The sequence below is a fragment of the Streptomyces sp. NPDC018947 genome (assembly GCF_044390505.1).
GTDB lineage: Bacteria > Actinomycetota > Actinomycetes > Streptomycetales > Streptomycetaceae > Streptomyces.
Genome location: NZ_JBIRZD010000004.1, coordinates 366402 through 375781 on the forward strand (window position 1 = coordinate 366402; position 9380 = coordinate 375781).

The 9380-nt window shown below is 71.9% G+C and carries 2 protein-coding genes; both read right to left on the bottom strand.

The features are described 5' to 3' along the window. Positions 1 to 9: 9 nt before the first annotated feature. The gene (locus ACH499_RS11935; RefSeq protein WP_356206032.1) at positions 10 to 1356 is read right to left on the bottom strand and encodes an NAD(P)/FAD-dependent oxidoreductase; all 1347 of its coding nucleotides are present in this window, start codon (positions 1354 to 1356) and stop codon (positions 10 to 12) included. After that, positions 1353 to 9380, bottom strand: coding sequence for an amino acid adenylation domain-containing protein (locus tag ACH499_RS11940; protein WP_399015156.1), 8028 nt, complete (start codon positions 9378 to 9380; stop codon positions 1353 to 1355). Before ACH499_RS11940 ends, ACH499_RS11935 begins: the two co-directional genes overlap by 4 nt.

Genomic DNA, 9380 nt, shown 5'->3' on the forward strand with positions numbered 1-9380 from the left:
TCGTCGGGCTCAGAAGAGCGGCGCCGCGGCGGGAGCGCGCAATGTGCCCAGATACGGGTGCCACAGGTGGTCCGGGTTCTCCTCCACACGCCGGACGATTTCCCGCATGCGGGTCAGAGCCTTGGGCTCCTCTTCCCCGTAGACGTCACCCTGGAGCATCTTCAGGACGTCCAGCCGGTAACGCGGGTCCTGGACGAACGCGGTGAACAGGATGTTCAACCGGTAGTAGATGGAAATGAATTCGTACCAGCTGCTGACGCCGCGACGCAACACCCGCTCGTATTCATCGAAGCTCTTCTTGCTGAAATCGTCGCGTTCGACGGCGGAGATGATGTCCTTCGCCAGCAGCCGGGCACTGTTCATCGCCACGCTGACACCACTGGAGAAGATCGGGTCGACGAAGCGGGCGGCGTCACCGATGAGCGCCCACCGGTCACCGACGACTTCCTTCATTCCATAGCTGTAGTCGCCCTCCGTCTTGAAGGGGCGGACACGTTCGGCCTTCTCCAGGGCCGCGCGGAGTTCGGGACGCGTGCCTATGCACTCCCAGAAGAATTCCTCCCGCTCCTTTCCGGAGGATTTCACCTTGGCCTTCTGGGTCACCACGCCGACGCTGGTCGTGGTCTCGGTGATGGGGATCTGCCAGACCCAGGTGTCGCTCACCGGCAGGAAGTGGATGAAGATGAAGTCCTGCTGCTCCGGGTCGTCGGCGAGCGCCTCGCGGTCCAGCCCGTCGAACCAGGTGTGGATGGCGTACTGGTTGAAGACCGGGTCCGGGACCTTCAGCTTCTTCTTGCGGCCCAGCATGGTCTGCCGGCCGCTTGCGTCCACGACCATGCGCACCCGCAGCCGGTCGGTGCCCTCGTCGCCGACGGCCGTGAGGACCACGCCGTCGTCGGTGAACTCCACGTCCTGCACACGGGTCCGCTCCCGGACGTGGGCGCCCAGTTCGGCCGCGTGCCGCAGCAGGAGCTGGTCGTACTTCCCGCGGTCCACGTGGTAGGTGTACGCCTGGTCGACGCCGGGCTGGTCGCGCTCCTGGAATTCGACGCTCGCCAGCCTGAATCCCTGGGTCATGCCGGTGAAGCCCATTTCCGGCACCGTCTCCTTGGCCGCGGACGTCCAGGCGGCTCCGTACTTCTTCGGGAACCCGGCGGCATCCACCTTCGCCAGCGCCCCGATCTCCTGGAGCACCGGGGTCGTCGCGGTCACCAGCGACTCCCCGACGTGCGGCCGGGGGAATTCCGCGCTCTCCAGAACGATCGCGGATATTCCCGCCCTGGCGAGATAGGAGGCCATCGTGGAACCGGCCGGGCCGCCGCCGATGATGCCGATGTCGTAGTCGAAGTCGCTCATTTTTCTCCCTCACTCGTCGGATTCAGTTCCCGCAGCGCCTGCGCGATCACAGCGGTGATCTCCGCGAGCGGTTCGGGCTGCATCATGTCCTGGTGGCCGCAGTCGATCGCATGGTTCTCGACGTGGCCGTCCAGGACCTCGTACCAGACATCGAATTCGGGCACCCTGGGGTCCCGGTCACGGGTGGCGGTGAAGAAGAGCATGTCGCCCCGGTATTTCCCGGGGGTGTAGTTCACACGCAGCCCGATGTTGTTGAAGAAGACCTCGATGATGCCGCGAATGCGGCGTTCGTCGATTCCCTGGAGCACGCCGTCGGAGCGGCCCAGGATGTCGATGACCTCCTCCTGGCGCAGCGGACGGCCGTTCAGGCCCTCCACGTCGTAGTCGATGGAGTGCAACAGGGCTCTCAGGACGGCCTGTTCGGCGACCTCCCGGGCGGGCGGCGCCTCGCCGCCGTCCCCGAGGGCGAACGCGTCGAGCAGGGCGAGCAGGGCCACTTCCTGTCCCTGGCGCTGGAGTTGCACCGCCGCCTCGTAGGCCGCGACTCCGCCGAAGGACCAGCCCGTCAGGTGGTAGGGCCCGTACGGCTGGATCGTGCGGATCTGGTCGACGTAGTCCTCGACCATCTCCTCCAGGGTGGCGGGCAGCGGCTCGTCGGGGTCCGCCATGCCGCGTGCCTGGATCGAGTACACCGGCTGGTCGGCGGGGAGGTGGGGCAGCAGCCGGGTGTAGATCCATCCCATGCCGCCGCCCGGGTGGAGGCAGAACAGCGGCGGCCGGGTGCCGTGGCTCCGCACCGGGAGCACCACTTCGAGTCCGCTGCGGGTCACCCGCCCGTCGAGCGCGGCCGCGAGGTGCTGGGCCGTCGGCGCCTCGAAGACGGTGCGCACGGACAGGTCGACGCCCAGTTCGTCACGGATCCGGCCGACCAGGCGCGCCGCGAGCAGCGAATGTCCGCCCAGCTCGAAGAAGTTGTCGTCCGCGGCGACCCCCGTGGTGCCCAGCACCTCGGCGAACAGGCGGCACAGCACCGCCTCCTCGGGCGTGGCCGGCAGCCGTCCGCGTCCGGTGGCGGTGAGCTTCGCGGGCGGCAGCGCCTTGCGGTCGAGCTTGCCGTTCGGGTGCAGCGGGAGCGCGTCCAGGGTGACGAACGCCGCCGGGATCATGTAGTCCGGCAGGGTCTCGGCGAGGTGGGCGCGCAGGGTCTGGTCCGGTGCGCCCCCGGTGGCCTCCGCCGGCACCACATGGGCGACCAGCACCTTCTCGGCGGGCCCGGAGCGCGTCCGCTGGGTGGTCACCACGGCCTGGGACACGGCCGGGTGGCGCTTGAGCGCCGCCTCGATCTCGCCGGGCTCGATGCGGAAGCCGCGGATCTTCACCTGGTGGTCGGTCCGGCCGATGAACTCCAGGTTCCCGTCCGGCCGCATACGGGCCCGGTCTCCGGTGCGGTACATCCGGGCGCCGGGCGGCCCGAACGGGTCCGCGACGAACCGTTCCGCGGTCGTGCCCGGGCGGCCGAGGTAGCCCCTGGCGAGCTGCGGCCCGGCGATGCACAGCTCGCCGGGAACGCCCGGGGGCACCGGCTGGAGCGCGTCGTCCAGCACGTACACGCGCACGCGGGGGATGGGGCGGCCGATCGGCGCGGCGGCGGGCCACCCTTCCGCGCCGGACGGCAGCGTGAAGGCGGTCGCCCCGTGCGTCTCGGACGGGCCGTAGTGGTTGTGCAGCCGGACTCCGGGCCGTTCCGCGAAGAACTGCCGGATCCCCGCGGAGAGCACGAGCGCCTCACCGGCCTGGGACACGTCCGTCAGCTCGGGCAGCGCGACCTTGTGGCGCACGGCGGCCTCGCACACCGCGTCGATCACCGGCCAGGGCGCGAAGAACTCCCGCACCGACCGGCGCTCCAGCCAGCGGACCACCTGCGCGGGATCCCGGCGGATCTCCTCGTCGGGCAGGACCAGGGTCTTCCCGGTCAGCAGCGCCGAGAAGACCTCCTGCATCGAGACGTCGAAGTGCAGCGGGGCGAACTGGGCGGTCCTGACGCCCTCACCGCCGGGGAAGTCCGCCTGGTGCCACGCCACCAGGTTGGTCAGCGCCGCCGATGTCATCACGACGCCCTTCGGCGTCCCCGTGGAGCCGGAGGTGTAGACGGCGTAGGCGGGGCTCGCCGGCAGCAGGGGCGCGCCGCGCTCGGCGGCGGTGAGGTCGCTGTCCGGCTGGGAGGCGATCAGCGCCGTGTCGTCCGGCCGGTCCGGCACCAGCAGGGCCGGGGCCGTCCGCCCGTCCCCGGGTGCGGAGGGCAGCAGGTGCGCCATCGCGTCGGTGGTGATCAGCACGGACGGGCGGGCGTCCTGGAGGACGAGCGCGATGCGCTCCTTCGGGTGGGCGGGGTCGATGGGCAGGTAGGCGGCGCCCGTCTTGAAGACCGCCAGGAGGGCGACCAGGGCGTCGCAGGACCGCTCCATGACCACCGCGACGTACGACTCCGGGGTGGCTCCGCGGCGGATCAGCAGCCGGGCGAGCCGGTTGGCGCGGGCGTTCAGCTCCCGGTAGGTGAGCCGCCCGCCGTCGGACAGCACGGCGAGGGCGTCCGGGGTCTCGGACGCCTGCCTCTCGAACCGGACGGGCAGAGGCGTCCCGTCGACGGCCGGCACACCGTCCGTGGCGGCCGTGGCTCCGCCCAGCGCGAGGGCCCGCTCCTCGGGCGACAGCAGGCCGACGGACCCGATCCGGATGCCGGGATCCGCGGTCACGGCCCGCACGAGGCGCTCCAGCCATCGGGCCACCTGCTCGACCAGGTCGTGGTCGAAGAGGTCGGCGCTGTACTCGTACCCCACGACGATCTCACCGGGTGAGCCGTCCTCGGCGACGCCTTCGCGGACGCTGACGGCCAGGTCGAAGCGTGCGACGTCGGACTCGATGGGCAGGGCCGCGCCGGTCCCGCCGCCGAGGAGCAGCTCGGCCCGGGGAACGTTCTCCAGCGTCAGCAGGACCTGGAAGAGGGGGTGGCGGGCCAGGGACCGCTCCGGGTTGAGTTCCTCCACCAGCCGTTCGAACGGCAGGTCCTGGTGCGCGTACGCCGCCAGGTCCGTCTCCCGCACCCGCTCCAGCAACTCCCGGAACGTCGGATCGCCCGACGTGTCGGTCCGCAGCACCAGCGTGTTCACGAAGAACCCGACCAGATCGTCCAGCGCCGGATCCGTCCGCCCCGCGACCGGAGCACCCAACGGAATGTCCGTCCCCGCGCCCAGCCGCGTCAGCAGAGCCGCCAGCGCCGCCTGCACCACCATGAACACCGACACACCACTGCCACGGGCCAGCTCCACCACCCCCGCGTGCAGCTCCGCGTCCCACCGCGCCACCACCCGGCCACCCCGGTGCGAGGCCGTGGCGGGGCGCGGGCGGCAGAGGGGAAGGGAGAGTTCCGCGGGCAGGTCCTCCAGGGCCTTGCGCCAGTACTCGAGCTGCCGGGCGGCCGCGGACGCGGCGCCGTCGCCCCCTTCACCCAGGAAGGCACGCTGCCACAGCGCGTAATCGGCGTACTGGACCGGCAGCTCGGCCCGCCACACCGGTGCCTCACCGCCCACGCGTGCCGTGTACGCCTGGGACAGATCCCGCGCCAGCGGCCCCATCGACCAGCCGTCGGCCGCGATGTGGTGCACCACCAGCAGCAGCACACACGACCCGTCGGCGACGGTGAACAGATGCGCCCGCAGCGGGACCTCGGACGCCAGGTCGAAGCCCTCGGACGCCGCCTCGCTCAGGGACCGCTCCAGCTCCTCCTCCGCCACGTCACGCTCGACGAGCGGCACCCGCGCCTGCCCGGCCGGGAGCACCCGCTGCCAGGGCACGCCGCCGGCCTGCGGGAAGACGGTCCGCAGCGACTCGTGCCGGGCGACCACGTCGGCGAGCGCGGCACGCAGGGCGCCCGGGTCGAGCCGCTCGTCCAGGCGCACGGCGAACGGCACGTTGTAGAGGCCCGTGGCGGGTTCCAGGCGGTCGATGAACCACAGCCGCTGCTGCGCGTACGACAGCGGCACCCGCTCCCCACGCTCCGCCACCGCACGCAACGGCTCCCGCACCGCGTCGTTCCCACCGGCCAGGAGGACGGACAGGTGCTGGGCCAGACGCTCGACCGTCGGCGCCTCGAACACCGCACGCACACCCAGATCGACCCCGAACAGCGCACCGACCCGCGCGGCAAGACGGGTCGCCGTCAGCGAATGACCGCCCAGGGTGAAGAAGTCGTCGTCGACACCGACCCGCTCCAGCCCCAGGACCTCCGCGAACAGATCGGCGAGGATCTCCTCCTGCGCGGTACGCGGCCCACGCCCCGACACCAGGGACGCGTAGTCCGGAACCGGCAGGGCGGGCCGGTCCAGCTTGCCGTTGACGTTCAGCGGCAGCTCGTCCAGCACCACCACCGCCGCCGGGACCATGTAGTCGGGCAGCACCCGCGCCGCATGCTCCTGAAGCTGCTGCTCCAGCCCGTCACCCTGCCCGTCGGCCGGCACCACATAGGCCACCAGCCGCCGGTCCCCGGGCCGGTCCTCCCGCACCACCACCGCCACCCGGGCCACGGCCTCATGCCCGGCCAGCACGCCTTCCACCTCACCGGGCTCGATCCGGAACCCCCGGATCTTCACCTGCTCGTCCACCCGGCCCAGGAACTCGATCTGCCCGTCCGCACTCCACCGGCCACGGTCACCCGTCCGATACATCCGGGACCCCGGCTCACCGAACGGGTCGGCGACGAACCGCCCGGCCGTCAGCCCGGGCCGGTCCAGGTACCCCCGGGCCAGACCGGAACCGGCGACATAGATCTCGCCGGGGACACCGGGCGGCACGAGCCGCAGCCCGGCGTCGAGGACGTGGACCCGGGTGTCGTCCATGGGCCGGCCGATGGGTATCGACCGGTCGAGCCGGTCCGGGAGTTGCCGCACCGGGTGGTACGTGGCGAAGGTCGTCGTCTCCGTGGGCCCGTAGACGTGTACGACGAGCGTCCCGGGCGAGGTGTCCAGCACTCGGCGGAACGCCGCCGGGGACACCTGCTCGCCCCCCGTCCACACCTCACGTACGTCGCGGAAGGTCTCGGGACGCAGGTCGGCGAGCAGGTTGAAGAGCGCGGTCGTGAGGAAGACGCTGGTGACCCGGTGGTCCACGATCAGCCGGCTCAGCACCTCGACATCGAGTTCCCCGGCCGGGGCGACGACGACCTGCTTCCCGGACAGCAGGGGGATCCACAGCTCGTACGTCGAACCGTCGAAGGAGTGGGCGGAGTGCAGCAGCACGCGGTCCTGGCCGCCCTCGTTCCGCCAGCAGCGGTCCGCGGCCAGCGCACGGACGGCCCTGTGGGTCGTCACCACTCCCTTGGGGACACCGGACGACCCGGAGGTGTACATCACGTACGCGGGCCGGTCGGGTGCGTGGGTGACGTCGGGAGCGCTCGGCGCGCTCTCGGCGGGTACGCCGTCCTCGCCGAGGACCATGACGGCGACGCCCGCGTCCGTGCAGGTCCCGACGAAGTCCGCGTGCCGGTTCGCCACGTCGGCGATGAGGACTTCGGCCCCTGCCTGCTCCGTCATCATCCGCAGGCGGGCCGCGGGGTGGCGGCCGTCGAGCGGGAGGTAGTACGCGCCGGCCTTGAGCACGGCCAGGATGGCGACCACGAGGTGCGCCGACCGGTCCATGAACAGGGCCACCGGCGTGTCCGGCCGCACGCCCAGGCCGACGAGGCGGTGCGCGAGGGCGTTGGCGCGGGCGTCCAGCTCCCGGTAGGTGAGTTCTTCCGTCCCCTCGACCACCGCGACGGCGTCGGGGGTCTTCGCGGCCTGCTCGGCGAAGGCGGTGACCAGCGTCCCATCGCCGCCTTGCGTCCCGGTGCCGTTCCACTCCTCCAGCAGCCGGCGGCGTTCGGTGCCGGTGACGAGGTCGATGCGGCCGAGGGCGCGCTCCGGGTCGGCGACCACCGCGCGCAGGAGCAGGCCGAGACGCTGGACGTACTGCTGGGCGGTCTCTTCGTCGAAGAGGTCGACGCTGTATTCGAGCAGCCCGGTCAGCCCCGCGCCGCGCCCGTCCGCCGTGTGCTGTTCACGGAGATTGAACGCCAGGTCGAACTTGGCCTTCGCCAGCCGCACCGCGATCGGTTCCGCGTCGGTTCCGGCGAGGCTGAGGCTGTCCGGGGTGTCGTTCTGGAGGGTGAGGGCGATCTGGAAGAGGGGGTGGCGGGCCAGCGACCGCTCCGGGTTGAGTTCCTCCACCAGCCGTTCGAACGGCAGGTCCTGGTGCGCGTACGCCGCCAGGTCCGTCTCCCGCACCCGCTCCAGCAACTCCCGGAACGTCGGGTTCCCCGAGGTGTCGGTCCGCAGCACCAGCGTGTTCACGAAGAACCCGACCAGATCGTCCAGCGCCGGATCCGTCCGCCCCGCGACCGGAGCACCCAACGGAATGTCCGTCCCCGCGCCCAGCCGCGTCAGCAGAGCCGCCAGCGCCGCCTGCACCACCATGAACACCGACACACCACTGCCACGGGCCAGCTCCACCACCCCCGCGTGCAGCTCCGCGTCCCAGGTGAAGGGAATACGGCCGCCCTCGTGGGACGCGGTGGCGGGGCGGGGGCGGCTGGCCGGCAGGTCCAGCTCGGCGGGCAGGCCCCGCAGCGCCTCGCGCCAGTAGGCGAGCTGCTCGGCACCGACGGCGTCCTCGTCGAGGAGGGCACGCTGCCACAGGGTGTAGTCGGCGTACTGGACCGGCAGCGCCGTAGTCCAGACCGGTGCCCGACCCGCCACGCGTGCCGTGTACGCCTGGGACAGATCCCGCGCCAGCGGCCCCATCGACCAGCCGTCGGCCGCGATGTGGTGCACCGACAGCAGCAGCACACTCGATCCGTCGCTCACGGCGAAGAGGTACGCCCGCAGTGGAAGCCCGTCCGCCAGGTCGAAACCCTCGGACGCGGCCGTGGCGAGGGACTCCTCCAGGTCCTCCGCCGCGACGTCACGCTCGACGAGCGGCACCCGCGCCTGGTCGGCGGGCAGCACGTGCTGCCAGGCGGCGCCGCGCTCCTCGGGGAACACCGTCCGCAGCGACTCGTGCCGGGCGACCACGTCCGCCAGCGCGGCACGCAGGGCACCCGGGTCGAGCCGCTCGGCCAGGCGCACGGCGAACGGCACGTTGTAGAGGCCCGTGGCCGGATCGAGGCGGTCGATGAACCACAGCCGCTGCTGCGCGTACGACAGCGGCACCCGCTCCCCGCGCTCCGCCACCGCTCCCAGCGTTCTCCGGGCGGCCTGGTCGCCTCCGGCCAGTCGGGCGGTGACGGCCTGGGCGAGCCGTTCCACGGTCGGCGCCTCGAAGACCGCGCGGACACCGAGGTCGGTGCCGAACAGCGCACTCATCCGTCCGGCGAGGCGGGTCGCGGTCAACGAGTGTCCGCCCAGGGTGAAGAAGTCGTCGTCGACACCGACCCGCTCCAGCCCCAGAACCTCCGCGAACAGATCGGCGAGGATCTCCTCCTGCGGCGTCCGGGGCCCACGGCTGGACACCAGGGACGCGTAGTCCGGAACCGGCAGGGCGGGACGGTCCAGCTTGCCGTTCACGTTCAGCGGCAGCTCGTCCAGCACCACCACCGCCGCCGGGACCATGTAGTCGGGCAGCACCCGCGCCGCATGCTCCTGAAGCTCCCGCTCCAGCCCGTCACCCTGCCCGTGGGCCGGCACCACATAGGCCACCAGCCGCCGGTCCCCGGGCCGGTCCTCCCGCACGACGACCGCCACCCGGGCCACCGCCTCATGCCCGGCCAGCACGCCTTCCACCTCACCGGGCTCGATCCGGAACCCCCGGATCTTCACCTGCTCGTCCACCCGGCCCAGGAAGTCGAGCTGCCCGTCCCCACGCCACCGGCCACGGTCACCCGTCCGATACATGCGCTCACCCGCACCACCGAACGGGTCCGCGACGAACCGGCCCGCGGTCAGCCCCGCCCGGCCCAGATACCCCCGGGCCAGACCAGGACCCGCGACATAGAT